The 24,186-nt window shown below is 44.6% G+C and carries 21 protein-coding genes; 5 read left to right on the top strand and 16 right to left on the bottom strand.

The window, feature by feature from the left end; all coding sequences use genetic code 11:
- Window positions 1-46: 46 nt before the first annotated feature.
- The gene (locus SynBIOSE41_RS08230) at window positions 47-631 is read right to left on the bottom strand and encodes a glutathione S-transferase family protein (protein ID WP_186540467.1); all 585 of its coding nucleotides are present in this window, start codon (window positions 629-631) and stop codon (window positions 47-49) included.
- Between the two features lie 188 nt (window positions 632-819).
- Between SynBIOSE41_RS08230 and SynBIOSE41_RS08225 the strand changes: the two genes are divergently transcribed.
- On the top strand, window positions 820-1,116 hold the full coding sequence (locus SynBIOSE41_RS08225; RefSeq protein ID WP_186540464.1) for a SemiSWEET family sugar transporter: 297 nt from the start codon (window positions 820-822) through the stop codon (window positions 1,114-1,116).
- On the opposite strand, the gene SynBIOSE41_RS08220 is transcribed toward SynBIOSE41_RS08225, so the two are convergent.
- The 10 genes from SynBIOSE41_RS08220 to SynBIOSE41_RS08175 form a co-directional block, all read right to left on the bottom strand.
- Window positions 1,113-1,370, bottom strand: coding sequence for a hypothetical protein (locus SynBIOSE41_RS08220; protein ID WP_186540462.1), 258 nt, complete (start codon window positions 1,368-1,370; stop codon window positions 1,113-1,115). The two genes, SynBIOSE41_RS08225 and SynBIOSE41_RS08220, sit on opposite strands and share 4 nt — an antisense overlap.
- Window positions 1,371-1,822: 452 nt before the next feature.
- Window positions 1,823-2,902, bottom strand: coding sequence for a hypothetical protein (locus SynBIOSE41_RS08215; RefSeq protein ID WP_186540460.1), 1,080 nt, complete (start codon window positions 2,900-2,902; stop codon window positions 1,823-1,825).
- Window positions 2,903-2,906: 4 nt separating this feature from the next.
- Window positions 2,907-4,217, bottom strand: coding sequence for a SagB family peptide dehydrogenase (locus tag SynBIOSE41_RS08210; protein ID WP_186540458.1), 1,311 nt, complete (start codon window positions 4,215-4,217; stop codon window positions 2,907-2,909).
- Window positions 4,214-6,457 carry a YcaO-like family protein gene (locus tag SynBIOSE41_RS08205; protein ID WP_186540456.1) on the bottom strand — a complete coding sequence of 748 codons (2,244 nt, stop codon included), beginning with the start codon at window positions 6,455-6,457 and terminating at the stop codon, window positions 4,214-4,216. The genes SynBIOSE41_RS08210 and SynBIOSE41_RS08205 overlap by 4 nt, the downstream gene beginning before the upstream one ends.
- Window positions 6,458-7,034: 577 nt before the next feature.
- Window positions 7,035-7,472 (bottom strand): thiocillin family RiPP, encoded by a 438-nt coding sequence (locus SynBIOSE41_RS08200; RefSeq protein WP_186540454.1) that lies wholly within the window; start codon window positions 7,470-7,472, stop codon window positions 7,035-7,037.
- Between the two features lie 32 nt (window positions 7,473-7,504).
- Window positions 7,505-7,984 carry a hypothetical protein gene (locus SynBIOSE41_RS08195; RefSeq protein WP_186540452.1) on the bottom strand — a complete coding sequence of 160 codons (480 nt, stop codon included), beginning with the start codon at window positions 7,982-7,984 and terminating at the stop codon, window positions 7,505-7,507.
- Window positions 7,985-8,173: 189 nt separating this feature from the next.
- Window positions 8,174-8,449, bottom strand: a complete 276-nt coding sequence (locus tag SynBIOSE41_RS08190; protein WP_186540450.1) for a hypothetical protein — start codon at window positions 8,447-8,449, stop codon at window positions 8,174-8,176.
- Window positions 8,450-9,048: 599 nt separating this feature from the next.
- Window positions 9,049-9,501 carry a hypothetical protein gene (locus SynBIOSE41_RS08185; protein ID WP_186540448.1) on the bottom strand — a complete coding sequence of 151 codons (453 nt, stop codon included), beginning with the start codon at window positions 9,499-9,501 and terminating at the stop codon, window positions 9,049-9,051.
- A gap of 83 nt (window positions 9,502-9,584) precedes the next feature.
- The gene (locus SynBIOSE41_RS08180; protein ID WP_186540446.1) at window positions 9,585-10,076 is read right to left on the bottom strand and encodes a hypothetical protein; all 492 of its coding nucleotides are present in this window, start codon (window positions 10,074-10,076) and stop codon (window positions 9,585-9,587) included.
- 217 nt (window positions 10,077-10,293) lie between these two features.
- Complete coding sequence (locus SynBIOSE41_RS08175; RefSeq protein WP_170953583.1) at window positions 10,294-10,470, bottom strand: hypothetical protein; 177 nt, start codon at window positions 10,468-10,470, stop codon at window positions 10,294-10,296.
- A 181-nt stretch (window positions 10,471-10,651) separates the two neighbouring features.
- Here SynBIOSE41_RS08175 and SynBIOSE41_RS08170 point away from each other — a divergent pair, with 181 nt between their 5' ends.
- Both SynBIOSE41_RS08170 and SynBIOSE41_RS08165 read left to right on the top strand, forming a co-directional pair.
- Complete coding sequence (locus SynBIOSE41_RS08170; RefSeq protein ID WP_186540444.1) at window positions 10,652-13,150, top strand: DUF4135 domain-containing protein; 2,499 nt, start codon at window positions 10,652-10,654, stop codon at window positions 13,148-13,150.
- 516 nt (window positions 13,151-13,666) lie between these two features.
- Complete coding sequence (locus tag SynBIOSE41_RS08165) at window positions 13,667-15,208, top strand: hypothetical protein (RefSeq protein ID WP_066906257.1); 1,542 nt, start codon at window positions 13,667-13,669, stop codon at window positions 15,206-15,208.
- A gap of 25 nt (window positions 15,209-15,233) precedes the next feature.
- Here SynBIOSE41_RS08165 and SynBIOSE41_RS08160 read toward each other — a convergent pair whose 3' ends face one another.
- On the bottom strand, window positions 15,234-17,897 hold the full coding sequence (locus tag SynBIOSE41_RS08160) for an AAA family ATPase (RefSeq protein ID WP_186540442.1): 2,664 nt from the start codon (window positions 17,895-17,897) through the stop codon (window positions 15,234-15,236).
- Window positions 17,888-19,078, bottom strand: coding sequence for a DNA repair exonuclease (locus SynBIOSE41_RS08155; protein ID WP_186540440.1), 1,191 nt, complete (start codon window positions 19,076-19,078; stop codon window positions 17,888-17,890). Before SynBIOSE41_RS08155 ends, SynBIOSE41_RS08160 begins: the two co-directional genes overlap by 10 nt.
- Before the next feature lie 108 nt (window positions 19,079-19,186).
- Here SynBIOSE41_RS08155 and SynBIOSE41_RS08150 point away from each other — a divergent pair, with 108 nt between their 5' ends.
- Complete coding sequence (locus SynBIOSE41_RS08150; protein WP_186540438.1) at window positions 19,187-20,335, top strand: phosphotransferase enzyme family protein; 1,149 nt, start codon at window positions 19,187-19,189, stop codon at window positions 20,333-20,335.
- 427 nt (window positions 20,336-20,762) lie between these two features.
- On the opposite strand, the gene SynBIOSE41_RS08145 is transcribed toward SynBIOSE41_RS08150, so the two are convergent.
- On the bottom strand, window positions 20,763-21,083 hold the full coding sequence (locus SynBIOSE41_RS08145; protein WP_186540436.1) for a hypothetical protein: 321 nt from the start codon (window positions 21,081-21,083) through the stop codon (window positions 20,763-20,765).
- A 400-nt stretch (window positions 21,084-21,483) separates the two neighbouring features.
- Between SynBIOSE41_RS08145 and SynBIOSE41_RS08140 the strand changes: the two genes are divergently transcribed.
- Window positions 21,484-22,443, top strand: coding sequence for a hypothetical protein (locus tag SynBIOSE41_RS08140; protein ID WP_186540434.1), 960 nt, complete (start codon window positions 21,484-21,486; stop codon window positions 22,441-22,443).
- Window positions 22,444-23,084: 641 nt separating this feature from the next.
- On the opposite strand, the gene SynBIOSE41_RS08135 is transcribed toward SynBIOSE41_RS08140, so the two are convergent.
- Complete coding sequence (locus tag SynBIOSE41_RS08135; protein WP_186540432.1) at window positions 23,085-23,708, bottom strand: hypothetical protein; 624 nt, start codon at window positions 23,706-23,708, stop codon at window positions 23,085-23,087.
- A 130-nt stretch (window positions 23,709-23,838) separates the two neighbouring features.
- Complete coding sequence (locus SynBIOSE41_RS08130) at window positions 23,839-24,021, bottom strand: hypothetical protein (RefSeq protein ID WP_186540430.1); 183 nt, start codon at window positions 24,019-24,021, stop codon at window positions 23,839-23,841.
- Window positions 24,022-24,186: the final 165 nt, after the last annotated feature.

Raw genomic sequence — 24,186 nt, 5'->3', positions numbered from 1 at the left:
ATTGACTGAATCGCCAATCAACATGAACAAAGAGGATGATCACAGTTCAGGAATAACCCATGACCAACCTGTAGGCCGGACGTCGACTCGTGCACTCAATCACTGCCTGAACGACGGGATAAGGGCTGAGATCGATCTCAGGAAAAAACAGTGGCAGGTAACTGAGGTAAGCCTGAACAGCACAGTCCGCTGCTCCCCAACACTCACCAACGAGAGGACGTTCAGGATCCAATTGCTGATTGAGCGTCTCCATGAGTCGTGGGAATTCACGCTCGCGATTGGAGGGAACGAACAAAGCAATGGAAAGAGTTGAGTTAGCAAACAACAGCCACTGGCTGGTCAGAGCTCGCTGTGCAGGCGTGATGATCTCGCCGCTGTAATGCTCGGCCAGATGCAACAGGATTGCACCGCTTTCAAACAACTTCAGGGGAGAACCATCCTCAAGCAGCACGTCGCTGTCGATCAGAGCGGGCAACTTTCCAAATGGGTTGATGCCAAGAAATTCGGGCTGGCGATGTTGATTCGACTGAAGGTCCAGTTCCACCAGCTCGTAGTCGATCGCTTTCTCCTCCATGAACCAGCGAGGCATGCTGGCTCGCGTTCTGGGACCACCGAAGAGCTTTAAAGCCATGGATCACTTCAACAAAACTCAATGCTGGCAATGAACAGGTCTAGTTTCAAGTTGCTAAAAGGCTCGACATCTCTTTTTGATAGCCTGTCAAACTCAAAGCTGTGAAGCATTGTTCTGATTAAGCGTTCAGACAGTCGGAAACATCAGTTAACCTCAGAAGTCAAGCACAATCAAAAGACATCGTTCAAATGCCATTCGATTTGAGTTCTTCAGAATTGTTCGGCTTCGCAGCGGCAACACTATCAACAATCGCATTTTTGCCACAAGTCATCAAAACCTGGAAAAGCCAATCGGCGAAGGACGTTTCTTATGCCTTGTTACTGACTTTCAGCACTGGCTGTCTGTGTTGGGTGATCTATGGCTTTCAGGTTGAGGCCAAACCGGTGATGATCGCAAATGCATTTACATTGACGTTAAACTTGGCCATTCTGGCGATGAAATTCAGCTTCGAGAGGGAACCAAAACCCGCTTCCGAAGAAGTTTAGTAGTGACTTTTTAGAATCTGAAGAATATCCTGAAGTTCATCAATTTGAATCGAGTCTCTTTTTTGCTCGTCGAGCAAGATCATTTCAAAACCATCCCAGTTTTTAATCAGATCAACTTCGACAAATTCATTATTCAACGTCATTCTGATATTGACACCCCAATCTGCCGAGTCAACCAAGAGACCCTCTAACAAGCCAATATCTGAATTCCCGAGCAGTGTACGGATCTCATTTTCCATCTCAGCACTGTTCATCAAACCAATTCAAAATTGCAATCATAGGTGTGTCGGTACCATCATGGTACACCTTCAAGGCAAGTCATTCGTCACATATGCAGGAAAAACTGTATCAATGACATCTGATTCCCTAACACAAATTAGATACGACGCGAAGAATGAACATCTTTGCTCAAACTATATCAATAAAAAAATTCCCTGATTGAAGCCAAGGAAAGCTGAAGAGATCGAAACCAATCACTGATCAATCAGCAATTGCTCAGTAGTCAATGAACTCGCGTTAATGAAGCAAACAATACAATGAACGAATGAGATGAGTAAAACATAAACAAACCGAAATCAATCATGATCTAGAGATACTAGGCAAGGCTAGGTATTAACAAGCTCATATATCATCAACACTTGGTGAAAAATTATGAGTACTGATCGAAAAAAAATTTCGGGCGTGAGTCGATACACGACAAATCAAATTAAATTATAACTTGTGGATTATCAAGATAGGTTAGTATTGGATGAGGAGCAAAACCCTTGCAATCTAATTTCAGAAGCTTGAAATCAGATTCAACAATATCAATAAAAACACTCAACACAACTGGTGATACAAACTTTCCGATACATGAGTACTCCCCAAATCCAAACGTAAAGGTACGATGTTTGCTTACGCCCATCAGACAATTAATAGCCTGGATGGAAATCATAACAGTATCACCTGATCTAACTGTAAAATCATCAAAATTAAGATCCGAGGTAGAAACTCTGGCAATAAACCTAAAATATGGGAAATATGCAAGGATATAATCAGCCTTTCGACCAGAATCCATGGATGAGAAATGTGGATATAATTGCTGATTAGATCTGAGATACAAATAAACCTCAAAAAGGCTGATGATTGTATCGCTGCCCGAAAAGAATATGAAAAAAAGGGATTCTATACTTTGCTTGGCAGTTTCTACGTCTATGTTTGGATCATCATCTAGACATACCTTGTAGAGCTCATCCACAAGGTCAATAGAAATTTGCGTGAAATCAAAGGGAAATGTCTTGAAAGCGGCAGCAAATTGAGGAGTAAGCTTTGAAAAAATTTTTTCAACAGGATCACTTAAATGAAGTATTTTTGAGTTGATCTTCATAGTTAGATCACTAAGATTATTTGACAGTGAATCCCCTGATTTCAATAGGCAAAGTGAATCTTGAATATATTGACTTGCAATGCTACCACAATAAAGATGAGATTGCTTTAAATAGTTTTTCCCTATAAATCCTCGAAATTTACGATGGATCTCGACAGACGAAAAAACAGGAAAATTCTTAATAAGACTGGCAATTTCTGGAGGTATATCAAATAGTATATCACCAATATTTGGCAATAATAAAGTTGAGCTAAGCATCTGTTCAGCAAGCTGGCTTGCGAAAATATAATGTGTATTATTTTGGGGCAGTAATATTGAATAAGTAGGACATCCCTTTGCAAAAGAGCTGACAAATTCAAAATTTAATGGTACAAACGATGGATCTCGATGAAGTCTTTGAATAAAATCAGTTTGATTCATTGAACTAATCACTGGGACTCAGACAAAATTCTCCGACTGCAGGCATTTTGAGTGGATCTTCTCCAATAATTTGACTAAACCGGAATGAGTCACTATTGCCCATTGGGCAGCCATATAAATTGAGCAAAGAAGCTACTTGTGACATAAAACCTAAAATCACTCCAGTATTCTTAAGGGTAACGTGGTATGCCATTCGCTCATATTTCCAGGACAACCTCTCGAGTCTTGAGACTAATATTATAAAAACGGCAGGAAGTGATTCTTTTCCAGAGGAATGATATGCTTCAGAAATCGTCGATTTAAGATCAGAATGACTAACAGAGAGTAAAGATAATTGGTGGTGGAAAGGTGAATAATGATAGATACCTGAATCGAGACCTGAAACGCGATTGACAACAACAAAAGGCTCTAATTCGTGAACACCACCACCATTTGGGTAAAATCTTAAACATGAATCATAGCTATTAGGATATTCATCTGAACGCAAAAATATTCTTGTAGTGTAAAAGACAGTGCCTAAAAATCTCGAAAGGTCATCGAATGATAAAAAACGATTGATATCGAGACTCTTTCGCGAACGTCGTGATGAGATTGTTGTTGTAAAACTAACAGCAGGTAGAGAGGATAAGACTAATTGATTGAGTGAAATAGGATCCGCTTTTGATTTATTTGATTTATAGAAGAGATGAGGAGGATCAACATCATAGGGGAAGGTTGCTCCAATTGGCTGTGTGTGGTCGAAACCCTTGCGTGAATGAGCTATATGTAATTGATCGACAATATCAATAGGGATATGCCGAGATGCTTGATCAATTGAGTCTTGAGATGATGTATTAGACTGTTGGGGGATCTCATCACAAATAGATCTCATCAAATTGATGAACGAGCTATCGGAGTTCAATAATATTTCGACAGTTGGAATGAGTTCAATTTTAGAAGTAAGTCTCCAAGCAGAACTAGGTGACATATATATTGCCTTAGTACTATCTGTTCGGATAATGTATTCATGGTTATCATAAAAGAAAATTGTTTTATGTTTTTTAAGAGAGATACGGCAAGAACGCTTTAACTCAAAAACAATGCCCCTGCATTCTGAAAATATTTTCACCCTTCCGAATCCACATGAAAATGCCAACACTGGAAGGAGATCATTAATATGCTGCTCGAAGGAATCTGTCGAAATTGGTTGACTGATAAGAGCAATGATCCGATCATCTATGATTTGCGAAGGAACAATGGTATCAATAACACCGGAGCGAAGTCTGATTGCATTGTCAATTTTGATAAACTCAGGGAACTGAATAAGAAAGTTCATAAGAACATTGGGATTGGATTGAAATCAGTCTCCTTATTTTGGTGCTGAAGATAACCCATACGAACCGGCACTTCAAATAATCGATCACAACCATATCTAGCCCAGAAATGTGATAATTGTGGAACTATTGTTTTTGTACATGAAATATTGATATTAGGTTTAGTGTAGTTATAGGCATAAAAATCGAAATTATGATTCATACAGAGCTGTTTTATCTGATCAAGCAGTTCACGAGATGTTGATGGACCTTCACCCTCAAAATAATTAGAAGGGAGATCTCCATAGGATGAGGGCACCAGATAGGGTTGATTCTCAAAATTGGCGGCAGACCACCATTGAAGGGATTGTGGATCATCATAGAGATAATTTGAGTCAGTGTCATCTTTAATATCTGAAACAGCTGGAAAGAACTGGTTGATTTCGCCTAAAGCACGTTGCGCTGCAATTACAGGATCAAAATGAGCACCAAATGCCATCAATATATCCTTTTTATTTTTATCTGTTCTAAAACATATAGCAGCGATCACAGGAATGTGGATATCAGTTGTTAAATCTATAAAATACAATTCTCTATTCTTTGTCTTATAAAAAGAGTGAAGATCATCAATATATTTTGTATGAAACTTTGAAGGATGAATTCCCGGACACCGAAGCATATTATTCCACCAAATTCCAACTGCATCACGCTCTATAAGTTCTAAAAAACCTTGAATGATTGAATCCTGACAGTTGGCACCAACGGATATACCATTCGAAGAACCAATGGAATAAAAATTGTCTTCATAATCAGAGTCATAGCCAAAAAAAAGATACCCAGAGGGAAGAAGTATTTCTCTATCATTAATCAAATCGTAGCCTTTTGACCACTCAAGTTGAGTGTTCATATTGGTTGGGAAAGGAATATTAGCAAACCGATAATTTTGATCATTCCATAATTCACGTTGTTGATATTGTAAATCTGAAAATTTTAAGCATGCTTGTAATGAAACGGAAGGCAAAGTAAGATCACACTGGGCGCTAAAAATAACAGTCTGTTCCTTATTGTGTAACGGTGAAAATCGCTCAATCGCCTCAGCAATGGCTCCAGCTTTTGCTTGTGCATCGCTCTCACCTTTGCCTTGGGAATTCGTACGTAATCCTGCTTTTAAATCATTGATTGAATTCAGATGAACAGCCCAATTATGCCCTGAATTATAAACATGATACATATCAGACTCACTTTGCTTTACTTTCGTTAGGAATTTAACGACACCTGTTAACGGACTTACTAAGTGCTCAGCGTTATCGATGAACATATTAGCGGATAGGCTACGGAAGCCAGATTGAGAATTTTGTAGATGAACTTCAACGTTTAAATCAGCTTTGAGATTCTGAATTGGGTCGAAATCAAATTGACAATTATAGTTTTGGCATGAGAGATGTCTACGCAGTACATGATATTGTTGCCTATCAATGCTAAGATAATCAATATATTCAACGAAGGGAAATTTTGGCAATGTTGAATCCAATAAATGAAGTCGTTTTAATAGATTTGCATAGATCATCACAGCAAAAGATTCTGTATTCCACCAATTTCGTAGAAATAAACTGGTGTTTGACAACTTCGAACTTCTTACATTATTTTGATAAAGACGTATTTCATCTCTTTCTTCCAGTGTATTAAACAAACAGTTTGAGCAAGGGCTACTTCCGTTATTAAATGGTTCGGAGATAATTATACCTGTCTTCGTGGAAATAATTATTTGGAATAGATCGCGATCTATCCTACTGTTTGCAATCTCCTGGTATATATATTCTTTATCTGCAATGGTAGGCTTATCATTAACGAGAAAAATCCTAATGTTTAGACCCTGTAAATGCTTTGAAGTACAACAACTATATAAATTTGCCAATTGATTATCATCTGATTGATAAGATTGCTTGGTCAGATCTTCTACTCTTAGACAGCAAGAATTTTCATCAAATATTAGATCGCTAAGATTTAATCCAAGTCGCATGTGAAACAGATATTGATTCTGAATTTGCTCATTCTCGAAATCAAGAATGAAATAGTTTTTACTAATCCATTCGGCACATTTAAAGATTAATATGGATAAATCCTGATTTATTTTTTCTGACAATCCATGAAAATCTATAGAGCCTATACCCTCTAGTTGCTTATATATATCAATAAATAATTTGTCGTAAACTACATTAGATGAATCTAATGTAGATACAACGATAGACTCGTCGTCGAACAAATAGTCATTAAAAGGACTTAAGCGGATCCTGCGTGTTGGCCTTAATAATCTTACTACCAATAGTAAAGTATGATGCAACATCATTTTAGCCACAGATTTCTAAGCTTGCATATATATTGCGAGTTTTAACTTATGCCGGCTTGCACCCCTAGGACTGATGCAAATCATCAGAATTTTGATAATCAACAATTGTTCTTTTGCTATTAAATTGTATGATGGCAACTTAGCTCAATACTTTGTGCTCTGTTAAAAAATAAAGTTTAACTTGCAACGATTTTAATTATCAACCTTAGCAAAGATCATGCAAAGTGTAAAAAATCATCAAGCCTTTGTAAAGGCTTTAATAAAGATGAAAACAGTAGATCATTATTGTCAATTTTACCTATGAATATTAGACAATCTCAGTCCAATTAAACAATACTAACCATTATACTAGCAAATCACCTGGAACGCAGACAATCAATAACGTCTGAAATAACTATTACTTATTATGCGCTATATTTCAAGAATAACTAATCTCACTCAAAAATTATTCCGTCAAATCAAGGCAATATCCTCTCCAGATCCAATTATGTTCTTAACCATTCTTTTTGGGCTTCGTGCAGTGGCTTCCAGCTGAACCTGAGGTGCTTGCTGAACCTGCTGGGCAGCCCATCGTTCCAGCGGTTCCTGCACAGGCAGCTGACGAACTCCCTTCTGATAAGGAGGATAATTGCTCTTCACTCAAAACGTCACTGGTCGGTTTTTGAGGAAGAGGAAGATGTAGCGTGTTGCTGTAATCTGTTTCATAAGCCACAAACTTAAATCCTTCTGTATCAAAACCATTTTCTTCCAAGACACCACTTAAATCAGATTTCAGGCGTTCTCTCAATTCTGGGTTTGACCAAGACTCTTCCACAAGCCTTTCATAGATGTGCATGAATTGTTTAGCACGATTTTCGTCGTAAGAGAGTTTGAAATGTCCTTGAGCGACTCCAAAAATCATAATAAATACAAAGGGAGAAAGAAAATGCAAGAAAAAGAATGGTAATAACTAAATTTAAATCACTACTCCACACCCTCTAGTTTTGCTGCTACATGCATAATCGTGCTCTGCGTCTGCTTGGAAGGAGGAGCACCACATGACCCTGTTGAACTTGCCGATCCAAGCGGACAACTTGCAGTTGCTGCAGTACTTGTTGTACCAGTACTTGACGATCCTCCGGAAATAGAACTTAATTCCTCTTCACTGATAATTTGTGCGTCTGGCTTCCTCGGTAAGGGGATAATCACTGGCTCTTCTCCCGGCGCATAAAGCTGTGTCTCAAACATCTGAATGGAAATACCATGTTTCTTTAATTCACTGGTATCAAAGCCTCGTTCTGCAAATACTTCCTCTGGATTTTCAATCAATCGAGTGCGAAGAGCTGGATCGGACCATGTTTCTTCGACAAGTCTTTCATACATCAACATGAAATCATGAGCAACTGATTCATCTATGAATGAATTGCTCAGATCGAGTTTTCCATTCCTGACGCCGAACACCATTAATAATTAAGCTGCTTTATTTATGATAAGCCCATATGTGCCACTTAGCTCCTGAAATAAAAGACGTTGTTTGATTAAAAAATTGTGTTTAAAATTATCTCCCAGTCAAGAAATACGTAAGATACAGCGAAATACTTTTAATGATGCTGGCATCGGTGTACTCTTTTTTTAAATCCCTGGAAGTGATGATCAATTATTGACCCAGGATAGGTTTTTTTGTTCGGGGGTCTTTCTTCCACCAGAGCAACGGCTTCCAACTGATTCTGCTGTACATGCGGGACAACTCAACGTACTGGCAGACGCAGCACTAGCACTAACCGATGTACCGCCAACAATAACTGCTAACTTTTCCTTTGTAAGATTAGCCAAAACAGCTTTATTGGGTAATGGAATCTTGATTGATTCAGTTTCAGGACCTGATAAATCTATTGAAACCATTCGAAATCTGAAACCATTTTCTTTCATCTCACAGGTGTCAAATCTTCGCTTATTAAAGACTTCTTCTGGATTCTCTATCAGTCGATCGCAAAGTTCTTGATCATCCCATGATTCTTTTACGAGCTATTCATACATCAGCATGAATTCTAAAGCCGTATGTTTTTTAGTGAAGTTTTCATGTAATTCTTCTAATCTGATTTAACCGCTTCGAATCCCAAAAGGCATAACGATGAAACGAATTGTTTTATGTTAAACGAGCAGGTTTCGCGAGTCGACAAGTCTCATGCTTTTGTTAGCAATGTACTCAACGGCCACTTTGCTCAAACAAATTACTTACGGCATCAAATATTACATTCCGCTCTTGTTGAACCGTATCAATTTTTTGTGATCAATCCACCAAAGAAATCTTTGCTAATATGTCAAGCTTGGCCGTATAAAGTATATGTAAACAATGACTTACTGAAATGCAAATATAGAAATTTATTGGCAGATACAAAAGGCTTGTCGACAGTAATTACTTGCAAATATTGAAGTTAAACCTATTCAGCACCCTTAAGATTTAATCAAAAAACTCTGTATGGTCGACAAAATAATTGTATTATAATTATGAGCCTATGCGACCATCATTAATCAGGGGTCACCGGGATATTTTGTGAGTGTTCTACCTTGGTAACCCCTGCACCGCCACAAGAGGTCCCTGCGGAGCTGCTTGTACTGGCACTGCTTACGGGACAACCAGCAGTCCCAGACGTGCCTGCACTTCCAACACAAGAACTAGAACCGCCATAAATCTTAGTTAGCTGCTCTTCGGTGATATTCTCTTTTGACGGCTTTCTCGGAAGGGGCAAATGGACAATATGCTTCTCTTCCCACGGTGTTTCATAAGCTTCAATTGTTCGACCTTCGGTATTGAGTCCATGTTCTTGAAATAAGCCTGTCAAATCACTCTTCATACGTTCCTTGAGTTCAGGATTTGTCCATGATTCCGCGACTAATTTTTCATAGACATACATGAACACTTCTGCCTTTTTTTTATCAAAGGGTAAATCGAAAGTTCCTGCGGCAGCTCCGAATGGCATAAGTAATCAGCGAATGAATGGTTTTTGAAAAAGTGTCTTATTAATACTGATGATCAATTTTTACCATCCCCTATTTCCCCCCCCTAGGGTGCGGTTACAATGCCTGTGATTGTCTGACTGCTAGTCTTCCCCCCCTCCGCATTGCACTGGCAGCCAGCTGATCCGACTGATCCTGCTGAACATGCAGGACAACTCAACGTACTGGCAGACCCGGCACTACCATTAGTTGATGTACCGCCAGCAATAACTGCTAACTCTTCCTCTGTAAGATTAGTCGAAGCAGGTTTATTGGGTAAAGGAATCTTGATTGATTCAGTTTCAGGATCAGATAAATCTGTCTCAACCATTCGAAATCTGTAACCTTTTTCTTTCATCTCACTGGTATCAAATCCTCGCTCATTAAAGACTTCTTCTGGATTCTCTATTAGTCGAGCGCGAAGTTCTTGATCATCCCAAGATTCTTTAACAAGCTTTTCATACATCAGCATGAATTCTTTAGCCGTTGCTCTTTTTTCAGTGGGATTTTCATACAAATCATCTAATCTAATTTTACCGCTTCGAACCCCAAATGGCATAATAGACTAAGCGAATACTTCATTATACAAAGAAGATCCAAAAATCTCCAATCTTTTTACTTTTTAAACAATTCACTGGAGAGCCTTGGATATTACAAACATGCTTGATGTATCATATGATGACTTGAATAATGACTTTCGTAAGAAGAAAACTTTTAAATCTATCGTTAAAAAAGACAAGGTATTAACCCTCGAACGATGAGTTTAAATAATCTGGTCATTCAAATTCAAATTTGACGTTACTTGGTAATTCATATCCAAGTTCTTTTAATGCTTCGTGCGGATGATCCCTAAGCATGTCTGCAAAGGACTCATCTGACCAAGCCACAGCAATCGCATGCTTGATAGCAAGCTGCGTATCTAAACTCAGTTTTTCAAAATTAATGCTGCTCATTCATGAAATCTACCAGCCTCATGCAAGCCATGTCTTAAATTATTATTTATTAATCAATAGCTTCTTTGTTGTCAAGGCATATACTATAGATTAATCTTACCTCCAAGGCTTGAATCTTTGTTCTTGCTTTTGCTATATTTATTGCACTTTTGATCACATAAAATTTATCTAAGGTCCTCCGATGTCAATCAGGAGTTTATTTTTAAGCCTTGCATCAATTTCCAGCCGTATTAAAGCATCCGATCTTTCTCTTCTCTCCCTATGCGTCAATAGTGAAGCCATCGGTAACAGTTTATTTCACCGAGACATTGATCTAAAGCTCGTTGAATCACGGGAGTTTCAATTTTTCGCTGATCTATTGTCAACCACTTTTTTTTCTGAATTTCTTATTGATATCAATTCTCTCACCAACTATTTCGAATATCAAATTCATTCTGAATTGAAAAAATCATTTACTGAATTCCCTTCGATTCAAAGTTATCAATTTAATACTTTGAGGATCAGCACAAGTTTAGCGGAACAAAGCTATCATATCTTAAGATTTAATACTCAATTTCTCAAGGGAAACAGCCTCAATCAAGCATTTTTATATTGCTATCGCATCGCTGTAATTCTTTCCAACAAGATCCAAGAGTTACTTTTATTTTTAAACGACTTTGATGTTTGCAGAGATGAGATTCAAAAATTAATCATGCCAACTGAGTTTTTGCTGTTTGATGGCCTTGGTGATCCACACAATAATGCTAGGTCGGTCTTGAAGTTGTCTTGTACGAAGACAAGGCAATTTATTTTTTATAAACCAAGATTTTATGATGGTGAAATTCTTTGGGATTCAATTTGTTCTTGTCTATCCCCGCCAGCTCACTATCAATCAACTCAAAGAACTCGTTTATTGGCATCAAATGGATTTTTTGAGGAAGGAGTTAGTTACTCGCAAGTAGCCAGAGATCGATGGCCATCACTTTATCAAAAATTTGGTTTCGAACTTTTTGTTGCCCATCTGAGTCGACATACCGATCTTTGGTTTGATAACTTAATTTGCACATCTGAAGGTTTTATTTTCATTGACCATGAAAATATCATGCAACCGATCTCGATATCTCCCTTCCGACTCCGTAATCAAAATGGTTCTGAAAGAGACATATCCTTAGATCCTGCTTTATCGGTGCTTATGACGATGGCATTGGCACAGCCTATGGCTATGTCATCGTCTTCCATGTTTCAAGATATGGGATGTTTAAGTTATCAGTCTAATTATCGCTGGCCACATCTGCTTAACGATGATTCTATGTGGAGTCATCCCGAACATCTTCCTGATGTAGAGGGTCAGTGTTTTCCTTTTGAGTTCATTGATTCCATTAAGCTTGGTTATACTCAAGCTCATAGTTTAATGATAAAACATAAAAAAAATGTTGCCAATTTATTGCATACATTTAAGGGGCGAACTCGTGTGATTCGGAGATCCACCTTTGACTACTATGACATTCAAAGAAATCTTTTCTCATTGCAAAACTGCATCACAGGCCTTCAAAGATGGACATACTTGGTGAAGACGCTATCAGATCAAATACATACAACATCTTATGGCGACTTTTCCTGGGATGAAAATCTAGCACTCACCTCAGAAGTTATCCAATTAGATAACGGAGATATTCCATACTTTTATTCAGATTTTGATCAGTACAATCTTTTTGATTCTTCTATGAATGCCGTTGGCACGTTTAGTCTTGATATTGATGCGCATCTCAGAAACTTAGATTCTCCTGTTTATATTTCACATCAACTTGAGCTCCTATCGCTTAGCGCATCTCTTCACGCATCTATTTCACCTTCTCAATTACTGGTGTGTTCTGATAATCTTAAACAACAATCAAACCTCACCTATAGAGATGAATCACAGGACTTTGCTCTGATACTTTTCAATCGGCTATCTAATTATTTGGAGCAATTTGTTGAAAGTTCAACAATGTCTCCTGTTATTTTATACAATTTTCATGCTAACTGTTTATACATTTCAGAGCCTATTCCTTATAGTCTTTCTGGCATAGCCTCAACATTGGATGCCTATTTGAGTCTTTTACTTCTCCGTCCAGGTTTCTTTCAACAATCCAATCTGAGCACGCTATCAACCGCATTTCACTCTTTAAATTCATGGCTTGACAAAGAAAACTCTAGAATTACTGATTCCCTATCCAAATTATTATATTTGAATAACATAGATTTGTTGGCACATAAGCTTGGTTTTTGCATGGATTATATTGATCGAATTGATCAGTCAGCAATAGGGTCAGATGGTTGTCTGGATCAAGAAAACACTTTTAAGTTCACATCTGATTTATTTTTGCCCAACTTTTCTTTGCATGAGTTGTCTTTAAACATTAAATCATCAGATCCCAGGGATTCTCTGTCAACGGATAAAATCATCAGTCTTCGGTATAAGACTTATCAAGCGCTAGTTGAACATGATATAGATGCTTTTGGGGTATTCATTCGTGATGAGTCGTTACAGCATTTATTGGTTCCTTCCATCGTAGACAATTCCAATTCCTTGGTTGACTTGTCTATCTCTCAATTATTCGCATCGGCTTGTCGAGGTTTTGATTCCGGCTGGAAAGGCTGGATTAATTGTGGCATTTTCCTCGATTTGGCTCTGATTAAGCATCTGAAACCCATGCGTTGATATAATTTCAGCAACCAAATCTGTATGTTGTTCCTGTTCTTATTCCTTCTAAACTTCAAGCTCTTTCTCGACTAGACATTGGTGGATCGTTTTTTTAGATGGATTCAATATAATCTCTTTTGAATCTTTTTGTTCATTGTTTTAAATCGATGAGTTATAGTTAAGATTGATCTTCGATTACCGGAAATTAAATCTATTGCATTTTTTCTGGTTAACCAAATCGCTGCCTGAACAACCTCCACTGCCACAAAGCATCTGAAAGGGATAGCGGGCGCTTAATATTGCGCCGCTCAGTACATGATGATCATCCGATTCAATCGCTCACAAGACCTGCAGAGATAAACTGTTGATGCCCCGAGGAACAGTCTTCCAGCTCAGGTCATCAGACGGATCATTGATGCGGTTGATACAGATCCATCGGTGTCCACACCAGTCATCAGGGCAGAAACAGCGATATCAGCCGCCGGCCACTTTGAGCCTCGACCACTTGCTCACCAAATTTTCTCAGTTATTGCAATGAGTTTCAGCACTGCGGCACTGTTGAACTCAAACGGCTTCTTTCCACCAAGCCTCGACAGAGATCAGGTTCGACAACGAATCTGGGAGTTGGAAACCGGAAAGGTCGGCTTCTACAGCGTGGGGCTTTATCCCGCTTCTCTCGCCTACAACTGCGCCATGCAGCAGAAGGACGAGGACAATCTGCTGCTGGCCCCAAGACCGGAGCGTGAGCTGCTCGGTGCGTTCTCGCAGTCTGATTTAGACGGCATGGACCCGAAGCACGTTGCCGTCATGGAGCGGATGGGCAGCCATCCAGGCGATGGCGGACGTCAGCCCAACACCCTGGCTGACCTGCTCAGGCGCTGCGAGCTGGTGGTGCTCAGTGCCAACAGCAACCATGTGGAAGAAGACCTGCTTGAAGCGATTCAACTCCGGGATCAACTGGGACGCCAACATGTTGTACTGGCCTGTCTGGCCGGATCGTTCAGCCATGACAACCTGGCCAACGAGTCGTATGTGCTGTGCGAAAAAGTCCCGAGCCTGGGATTTTTCTCAGGGTTTCACCGCCATGGCGCTCTGCGCAATCCTCTCGACAGTTTCACGGCCAACTTCTGCCATCCCAACGCACTGACAGCACTGCTTGGAGCACGAATGCTGGATCGATTATCCCCGAACATCCAGGTCTCAGCTGGCGTTCACAACATCGAGGGGCAGTACATCAAGGCAGCAAAAAACATGTCGTCGGTGTTTGCCGGCTTCGGGTATGCCTACCACCAGGACAACCCTGGTGTGCTTCCAACCCTGCTGACGCTTTTGCTGGACCAGTGCCTGGATCAGGCAGCCACGGTGTCAATGGCCAGGCGCAATCGCCAAAGGCTCTACAACCGCCAACCGTTTGCCCTGACAGAGCTCGGGTATGGCGTCCAAAGAATCGAGGCCGCTCTGGTGCGCGGCGGAGACATGGAGAAGGTGCGCGACCACACCTTTGCGCAACTCACAGCCATGGTGGCTGATGTTCGCGGCAGCATGATGTTGCCGGTTTCGGGAACGCCGACCCGTAATTTCCATGCAGGGCAGGTGTTGGCAGAGCACATGCGAGCCGAAAATCGCTGTCCGCACTCAATGGAAGAGCTGGAGAACTGGTGTGAACAGGCAGGTCTGCGCAAAGGCGGGCTGGAAGGTCTCAAGTCGCTGCGCTACTGGCCACAGATCGTGCGCAAGTACGCCATTCCCGCTCACGACGCTTCGATGGTGAACCTGCTCTACATGGCCATCTATGGAAATTCCACCACCAAGGATGTGGCGTTTTCGGTGATGACCGAAAGCCGGGAGTTGTCGACCTACTGCCAGGAATCGGTACGACCCACCCACAGTCGGCGTTATGCAGAAGCAATCCAGAACCTTGATCAACCAGAAGCGATGGATCTACTGGTGAATGCCGTGATTGCCGATAACGCCCGTCGCTTGATTCGGGATGACAACGGCATCGAGGAATCAGAGACAGCCGACGAACCACCGGCTTACCTCAAAGCCATGAATGTGATCGAAAACGCACTCTGAGTCAGCACCCACCCATTCCAGAACATCAGTGATGATCGAGATCAATCACTGAATCAGCAATCTCTCGGTAGGGATCAGGGTCGCAACTCAGAAGCACCACCTGAAGACCCAGATCGACAGCCTGCCGGAGCATGCAGCCCACCGCTTCCAGTCGCGACGGATCGCTGTTGGTAAAGGCGTCATCAAACAGCAAAGGAAGACAGCCGTCATGGCCATCGCGCAGGGCCTCGGCAATGGCCAGGCGAACGGCGGCATTCAGTTGTTCCTTGAGTCCTCCGCTGAGTTGTGAAAACTCGAGGGTCTGACCTGAACGTTGAAGACGCAGATCCTTCAGACCATCGCTGGCATCAAAGCGGAGCTCAGAGCTGTCGCCGGGGTTCTGCAGAAATGGAGCAATGAAACGGTTGATGCTGGACTTGAGTGGTGATGAGTAGCGCCGTGAAAGATCGGCGCGTGCTTCCTGAAATCGTTTGAGAAGCAGCACGCGTGCCTCAACCAGCTGGGTCTCCTGTTGTTCTGCCTGCTGGGCCACCTCCAGACGATTACAAGCTTCCTCCAGTTCTGCATGCAGTTCCCGACTTCCGAGACGTTCGCAGCGCTCCAGTAATGAGCCGCGTTCACGGCTCAGATCCGTACGCTGACGAATGAGCTTCAGCTCACGGGCATCCAATGCAGACAGTGATGTCTCAACGTCGGCGTCGACATTGAGGCCACAATCACGACTCAACACAAGCAGTTGGTCCTGCAATTGCTCACATTGATGAGACAGCTTCCTGAGATCGTCGGCGATTGTGTTGGCTGTGCCATGCCGTGTCTCGATCTCGTGTTGCTGTTGAAGCTGCTGGGCATGCCGTGCCTCCTGACGCTCCAGTCGAATCTGCAGCTCCTGAAGCTGCTTGGTGTGTCCGTTCTGTTCACGTTCTGCACGATCACAATCGGAACGCAGAGAGCGAACCTGTTCCTGGACTGATTGATAGGTCTTGCGACAATTGTTCAAGGCCTGCTCGAGATCCTCCTCCGCGGCAAGGTCTGGCTCATCTTGATGTTGTTGCAATTCGGCGAGCTGCTGATCAAGTTGTTCAAGAGTTTCACCACCCTTCTGCTCGCCACGGTGCTGCTCCATCAGCTGACGAAGACGTGCTTCGAGAACAGCGAGCTGATGTTGAAGCTCCTTACGTTCCTGCAACTGAGCCTCCGCAGCTTCAATGTTGCTAACCCCCCAGAGTTTGAGGTTGTGCACCAACTGAGCCTCACATCGTGCCCTCTCAGCCAACAGTGAAGACAGGCCTGTTCCTTCACCAGGACTGACAAGCAGGGTGACACCTTCACCGACATCGACTCGGAAAGCCCCCGTCCTTTGTGCAACGTCGCCTTGCCTGAGCTGTTCACCATCAAGACGCACAGTCGTGTCTGAAGACTGCAATTCGATCCTGGATGCCATGCTTTGCAAACGAATATCCAGCTCACGAAGCTGAGATTGCTGAGCCTGCAAGGCAGCCAGAGCGTTGGCATCACGCCCTGGTAATTGCATCAGCTGTTGTTTGAGCACAGATTGCTGTTGTTCCAGTTTGGTCCTTTGATCGCTTTGACGACGAATGCTCTCAATGCGTTGCTGAAGCCGTTGCTGATCCTGACGACGTCGCAGAGCATGGCCACGCTCCTCAAGCGCCTGACGTTTGCGGTCGAGTTGTTCGAAGGCACCCCGTTGTCGAGCGAGATTGCTTGCAAGAGTTTCTGCGGAATCGTTCATCACACCGAGCTCCAGTCGATGCGCCTTCATCGTTGTTTGTGAAGCCTGCATCTCCTGCGCCAGACGATTCAGAACACTGAATTGCTGCTGCCATTGGGTCTGCTGAAGACGCAGCGGGGCTAACTGTTGTTGAAGATCCTTCAGTGAAAGAAGCTTCCGACGCAGCGTCTGCACTTCTGGTGCATCACACTCCAGCTGATCTAGAGCCTGCTCGTTCGCATCGAGCTCGATGCAGGCCGTTTCGTAGCTGAGCAGACGATCCTGTGCTTCAGCCTTGCGTTCAGAAGCCTGCTGCAGCTCCTGCCGACGTTTCCACAGTTCACTGTTCTGTTTCACCCCGCGACTGGTGAAACTGGAGGCAACAAGCTGTTCAAGTTGGTTGAAGACCTTTTGGTCGATCGGCGACTGCAGCGATTGCTCCGCCTGTCCCTCCAGAGCCGTGATCAATCCCTTGAGGTCATAGTGCTCGCCACTGAGTTCCAGCAGATTGCGACCGGCCAGTCCCTGCATCACCCAGAGATGTGCCCAACGGGTGGGAAGCACACGGTTCACCTGGCGGCTGCCGATGATCTCCTCGACTCCAAGCAGAGCGGCCAGTTGATCCTCGGCATCTCCACCGAGCAAAACCTGCTGACCAGCTCGGCTGAGGCGGCAGGTTCCGCCGGCACCGCTGAAGCATTTCAACAACGACCAACGCTGCCCGCCGACATCGAAATCGATTTCCACCTGCGGATGGCCTGCATGTGTGGCAGATCTCAGATCACGAATGGCAGCTCCGGTGGCAGAGGCGCGCACAAACAGAGCCCGATGCATCGCGTCCACAAGCGAGCTTTTGCCGGATTCATTGGCACCACCGATCAGAGTCAGCCCTGGAGCGAAGGGAATCTCCAGAGCTCGATGACGGCGAACGCTTTCCAGCCGGCAGCGAATCAGGCGCATGAGTCGGTGGTCACAGGGTGCGTGGCAACTGGAACCGTTGCAAGTGAATCCCTGGCGCAAAGACGATGCAATTCGATCAGAGCCTGCTCAACCAGAGGATCAGCATTGCTCTGCAGCTCCTCCTGAAGACCAGCAGCGATCGTGCTGACCAGGGGGCTGTCCATCCGAAGCAGCAGCTCATCCCTCTCCTCGGCAGTTGGTTGACGGTGCAGCTTGCCTCGCAGACGCAGGTGAAGAAGCTGTTGACTGAGCAGCGCCAAACGGTCCTGCAGCTGGAGGTGTCCCTGGAGACCCAGTTGACCGTTGAGTTCAAGCCGCAACAGGTCGCGCCCTACGCGACTGCCGACAGACTCGGCCAGCTGTTGCTCCAAGCGGGCCAGATCGGCATCGCCGTTGAGCGTCATGGTGATCCGATGCCAGCGCATTCGACCGGTGGACTGGACCTTCACGATCGGCTGTTGACCTCTCTCCAGATCAACCAGCAGAACCTGTGACCTCAGGTCATCGGGCCCGCTCGGAAAGCGGTCGGGTTCCGGTGTGCCGCTGTACCAGGTTTTGCGATCGATCTCCATCAGCGCATGCCAGTCGCCGAGAGCGATGTAATCGATTTGATCCCGGGGAAGGGAATCGAGGCAAAGCTGATTCACCTGGGCTTCGCCACCGAAACCCTGCACCGAGCCATGGGCCAGAACAACACGGGGTTGCAGAGAATCGAGCTCAGTCCAGTTGAGCTGATTAAGCCAGAGAGACGGGCTGCGGCTCTCCCGCTGCCGAAGCAATGGGCATGGCAACAGAGTGATCCCAGCAACACTGACCGGTTCCTGCTTGAGCAGCAATTGGAGGTTGGCGGCACGCTGCCGCATCTGCCCGAGCAGATCTTCACGCCTCCAGATGCCACCGGCTCCGCCGTGATCATGATTGCCCGGTATCACAACTACAGGTGATGGGATCGATCCGATCGCTTCCAGCACCTCCATGACCATGTCAGCGGCCACAGTGCTCGAGTCGAACAAATCACCAGCAACCAGCACAACGTCCGCCTGTTGCTGACTGGCCTGCTCAGCAATTCTTAGAACCGCATCAACACGCTCCTGCTGCAAACGAGCCTGTTTCTGCGAGTTTTCGATCCAGCGATAGGGCTTGCCGATCTGCCAGTCAGCGGTGTGAAGGATTCGTGGCACCCGTGCCGTTCAAATATCGCTCACCATGCTGCCGCCTTCCCGCCTGATTTTCCGCACACTCATCGCTGGCAGTGGGGGAAGAACACGGCATGTTTCGTGATGAGACCCATGCGATTCGACGTGCCTTCCCCATTCTCCAGCTCCAACTCGATCCTGGAGACCATCGCTGGACTGTTCCACCCGCCAGAACAGATCGACGGGATCAGCCAGCTGGGGTCAGGAAATGTCAATGACACTTTTCTGGTGACACTGAACCGCAGTGCATCACGATCAGCCTTCGTGATGCAGCGTTTGAACACTGAGGTGTTTGAACAACCTGAATTGGTGATGAGCAATCTGCTGAAACTGGGCAACCACGTTGAGCAGCGTCTTGCCCAGCAACCACCGGAACTCCTGGGCCGACGCTGGGAGGTTCCCAAAGTTCTGCCGACCCTCGATGCCCACGGACACTGGGTTGAGCATCAGGGTGAGTTCTGGCGATCCATCACCCACATTGGTGCAGCAACCACGACGGATGTGATTCAAGACGACCTGCATGCCCGCGAACTGGGTTACGGGTTGGGCATGTTTCATCACCTGATCAGTGATCTGGCCACTGACGAACTGGCTGACACGCTGGAAAATTTCCACATTGCCCCGGCCTACCTTGCCGAATTTGACCTGGTGTTCTCCAGGGCGAATGATCGAAACAGCCATCGCATCGCCAATGCTGTCTCCTTCATCGAGAACCGAAGGACAGGGATCGACGTTCTTGAGCAGGCCTGTGCAAGAGGTGAACTGAAGCGGCGACCAATCCACGGAGATCCGAAGATCAATAATGTGATGATCGATAACGCCTCCGGACAAGCCGTGGGATTGATCGACCTCGACACAGTCAAACCGGGCCTTGTTCATTACGACATCGGTGACTGTCTGCGTTCCTGCTGCAATCGATCGGGCGAAGAGGCTCTCGATGCCCAGAACGTCAGCTTTGATTTGGATCTTTGCCGGGCAATCCTTGAGGGTTATCTATCCGTGGGTCGATCATTCCTCACGCCGGAGGATTTCCGCTATATGCCTGATTGCATTCGTCTGATTCCCCTTGAGCTCGGTATCCGCTTTCTCACAGACCATCTTTCCGGTGACCGTTATTTCCGCACAACAAGGCCTCAACACAATCTTGACCGTGCTGAGGTTCAGTTTGCACTCACCCAATCGATCGAAAATCAGTGGAGGGAACTGAGTAACCTGATCGACGAATTATCGCAAGAATTGTGAGATAGAGCATCTTCCAGTGATGATGAATCATCTCAGGTTGAAGTCGATACGATTCACATGATTCGCACTTTAGATCAGACCTTGATCAAAGATAGGGTGATATAAACAAAAATGTTTAAACAAAGAAAAAATAATTTCGTTCTTATCGTTACCAACGACCTGAGAATTGCCGAGGAGGACTCACAGCTTTCAAAAGGACTTCAGCGAAGAGAACGTAATGCGCTGAAGACAACCAACACAAACAGAATGACTGTTGGGTAAAACGTCAAGGCAAAACCGATGGCTCTCGAAGCAGCGCCTTTAAGGAATCCTGTGATAAACAATATCCGTCCAACAAGGAAGCAACCGGCAGAGAGAGGAAGTACTGACAACCACACAGAGGGAGTCATCAGGATCCATAAAAATAGACAATCGCAGCAAGAACCGTTTACTCAAGAGTGTTCTGGAGAATGGATTGAAGGCATAAAAGTGATGAAGATGGTACTGCAACCGCAGTCGAATCTATATCTTCACTAGAAAAGAAGCGGTACCTAGCAATTCTTGCAATGGAGAAGATGAGTACAAACAATGGGATCAGCGAACACCTACCAAACACAACAAGCTTCTCATCAAACGTCTCCAATTCAGGACCAGAGAATGGGTTAAAGATGATGCCGTAGAGAACCAGGAAAAAAGAAATCAATAATCCCAGTCCCATGCCACGCAATACGCTTGCCTGCATTTCTGCCAAGGTCAGTGCCATCTTCATGGGTTGCACTCTTGACCATCAATACTATGACAGCGAACCAAAACCTCTTTGAAGGAATAGAACTTCAAAAATCCGATAACAACAAGAACTGGTGATGACGAAATCACCTACTCAACAGCCATAACAAGGACCTTTCTGCGCAATCCCAAAAAGTGTGCTGGTATCATTGTCCAGTCCTAAATCTTATATTAATTGGTAAAAAATATTATCATGGAATCTCTAAAATTAAATTTACTATGATGTTATTTGCATCAAATTGATTTGAATCCCATACCCCATCCCAAGCCATTTCGCACTTACAAACTGGATCTATTGTTTTAATTAAGCAATTGAAAAAACGACGTTATTCTGTATAAATTAGTTTTTTAAAGGCTTGTTCAATCTGGCCAAATCATAAAGCATGAACAGCCAAATTTTTCAGATCCTTGGCTTTGTTCTCGTCGTAGCAGCCTGCACCGCCAATGATTCTCTACAGACCCTGGGCACCTTCCTGGTCAGTAATCGTGGAAGAACATCCATTCATCTGCAGGTGATATGGATCTGTTTGGCAACAACCTTTATATTGATTTTCGGCTGGTTTATATATTCAGGTGATCCTGCGTGGGGACTGCTGTCTCAGTTCCCATTACCAGGTAATTTCACTCTTTATTATCTGATCCCACCATTGACCGTGGCGGCTCTTACCTGGTGGGGTGCACCGGTCGGGACTTCCATCCTCGTGTTGGCTGCTTTTTCACCTATACAAACATCTGCACTGATTACTACATCAATCTTCGGCGGAGTCTTCGCGCTGATGGCCTCAGCTGTGGTTTATGGGCTGACGTTATGGATTCTCGAGCGACGATTTGTCGTCAATCCACAGGACAGCCATCAGCTACCACGACGGTGGTTAATTCTTCAATGGTTCAGTACTGCCTGGCTATGGTGTCAGTGGATGATTCAGAATGCAGCCAGCTTCTATGTTTACCTGCCGAGAAAACTCAGTTTTTTTGAACTTTTAATCAGTATTTTTGTAATCTGCTGCTCTATTGCATTGATTTTCGCATGGGGTGGAGGAGCTGTACAGAAGATTATTCGTAGAAAGGCTAATATTCGTGATATCCGGTCAGCAACACTTTGCGACTTAGTATTTGGAACAATTTTATTTGCACGAGCACTTAGCTTATCCGTGATTCCGATGAGCACCACATGGGTCTTTCTTGGCTTGCTGGCTGGCCGCGAATTAGCCTTGGTTGCCCGAATAAAAGTTTCAACGCCATTGGCAGCATTCAATCAGCTTGCCAAAGACTTCTTTAAAGCTTTCGTTGGTGTTCTGGTGAGTGTGGGAGTGGTCTCCGTTCTTCAGTGGCTGAAAACCTGAGCCATCCAAACCAACCCTTAGTGTGGGTAAAACCTGAATACAATGTTATTTGTCATTGAGCTGACTTCAGCACCTTGAGACACCAGGCTAACAACTAATCAAGTTAAGAAACACTCTGGAATCAGTAAAGAGAAGCTGATTTCATGAAATTCTGGAATGGTCTTTCATATTTCAAATGTTGCTTCAATGCAACCAATCCAATGGCGACCGATTTTAAAATTCTTTTTTCATAACAGTTATATTGTAATTCTTTGAGATGAGAATAGAGATAGTCGCGATCGCTTGCTGCAGAACAAGATCAGTATGTTGATTCATCTCTTCATTGAATTCGGGAATCATTGCTTCAGAATCCTGTACTTCTGGAGCTGCAATCAGCTTCAAGCGCGCTCGATCGTCCTCTGAACAATGATCAAGCGAATCTCGACAGCAGCAGCGATCAACCAGCTCCTAGCAGTTCTGTATTGATGGGAACAAACATCCAGTCCAGCAGCTTTTGGCATCCTGTATTCCTTGTTAGGCATCAAACCACAATGACTCAATGCAGTCTCAATCGTGACCGACTCGCCCCAACTTCAGTTGGGTCAACCCCTCAGACAGCATTCGCATCACAGAGATTGCTCCTGTGAGCTGAAGTCAACAAATCAGCCCTCATGAGTGTGCTCTTGTTCATCGTTGTGTTCTTGCTCATCGTTGTCGTCCTGAGGGATGGCCAATTCCAACTGATGCCTAGTGAGCTCAACTGAACAGGACTCAATGAGGTCTGCTGCAAGGTCCTGCTCTTCTCCCTCCAGTCGAAGGTCCTGAGAGATCGGTGCTTCTGGGCAACTGATGGCAGCAACCTGCTGCAAAGCATTGGTAATGGCGGAGAGATCGTTTTGCCAGGTCACTGCCAGACCCTCGATCTCAGCGAGCACTTCAGGACTGGCAGCTTTGACACCAGAAGCGGCATTGATCCGAGCAGCGATTCGCCTTTCGTCCCAGACGGAAGCACCGACTAAGTGGGCTGCATGAAGGGTGGCAAGGGAACTGATCGCTTCAGCCTTGAGGGTTTTGACTGAGCGACTGATCACGCGTTGATCAAGCGATAAGGGTTCCACCGAAGGCAGATCGGCAGCATCCGCACAAGTGGAGTCGATGAGGGATTCACCCTCCTGTTCTGGCTCCAACCGCAGCGTCAACTCCCTGATTTCATCGGATTTGACGGGTGGTGCGATACGGCAGGCAGCTCGAATCAAAAGATCAGCAAAGCGTTCTCTCAAACTCATCTCTGGTCAGTTGCCCTTACACCCATTCTGACTATGGCCCTAATCTGCCGATCTCAACAGGCCGAACGGAACAACTCAACAGAAACAACGAGACAGGCCATCAATCACAGAGCTGAACGCACAACTGCCTTCAGGAGGCCGAGGTGGAAGCCGTAACGCTGGATTTGGTGACTGCGGTCAGAGAAATTTGCCTGGGAGCTTTGGCAGCGGAGAGAAGAGGCAGCCACCGGATGCCCAATGTGTTGTTAGGGCGCTCCAGCAACGTCGCGCCAATGCCGATCGACCCCGCAAAATCCTGGTCAACTTCGATCATGGAAAGAAGCAGAGCCTGGTCTCAGCACCGTGCTTGCTTGTGATGGCAAAAGCCAGTTGGAATGGGTTCAGGACCGGCCCATAGTCAATGTCTGCCCCCCCGGGTCAAACGATCGACCGGTGCTCGGGCAGCACGGTGGATGCGGCTGTTGATTGAAGGTCTTGG

It is taken from the genome of Synechococcus sp. BIOS-E4-1, from assembly GCF_014279995.1.
Lineage (GTDB): Bacteria > Cyanobacteriota > Cyanobacteriia > PCC-6307 > Cyanobiaceae > Synechococcus_C.
This window is presented reverse-complemented; position numbering and strand designations above follow the sequence as displayed.